Source organism: Nocardia sp. 852002-20019_SCH5090214 (assembly GCF_001665865.1).
Classification (GTDB): domain Bacteria; phylum Actinomycetota; class Actinomycetes; order Mycobacteriales; family Mycobacteriaceae; genus Nocardia; species Nocardia nova.
Map to the genome: position 1 here is coordinate 1 of NZ_LZMK01000109.1, position 627 is coordinate 627.

Below are 627 nucleotides of genomic sequence, written 5' to 3' on the forward strand. Positions count from 1 at the left end.
GGTGAATCCAGTGGCACCTGAGTGTGTTCGGTGTGTCCGTCGGGAAACTGCACCGCGAACGCTTCGTGGGTGTGGTTGATCGCGACCACGATGTAGCCGTGGCTGGCGAGGTCTTCGGCCTGAGCGGTGCTCCATCCGGTTGTGTCGTCCATTCCGGGTGAGTTCAGCAGCACCGGGAAGGCTCGTCCGTCGGCGCGGGCGGTTGCGTCGCGGCGGCTGTGGCTGGGCGCGAGAGTCCAACTGCCAGCGGGGACACCGAGTCTGGTGAGGTACTCGGCTTGTTCTTCCCGGCCGCCAGGCGGCATCCATTCAGCAGTCGGTGCCGTCGACTGGTCAGCGGCGGGGTACCAGATCTGCACCATCAGTTCACGGTGTCCCCGCTGGCAGTTGGACTCTCGCGCCCAGCCACAGCCGCCGCGACGCAACCGCCCGCGCCGACGGACGAGCCTTCCCGGTGCTGCTGAACTCACCCGGAATGGACGACACAACCGGATGGAGTACCGCTCAGGCCGAAGACCTCGCCAGCCACGGCTACATCGTGGTCGCGATCAACCACACCCACGAAGCGTTCGCGGTGCAGTTTCCCGACGGACACACCGAACACACTCAGGTGCCACTGGATTCACC

The 627-nt window shown here is 65.7% G+C and carries 1 pseudogene; it reads right to left on the bottom strand.

The window, feature by feature from the left end:
* Positions 1–362 (bottom strand): annotated as a pseudogene (locus tag A5780_RS39840) (hypothetical protein); the annotation flags it as partial.
* Positions 363–627: the final 265 nt, after the last annotated feature.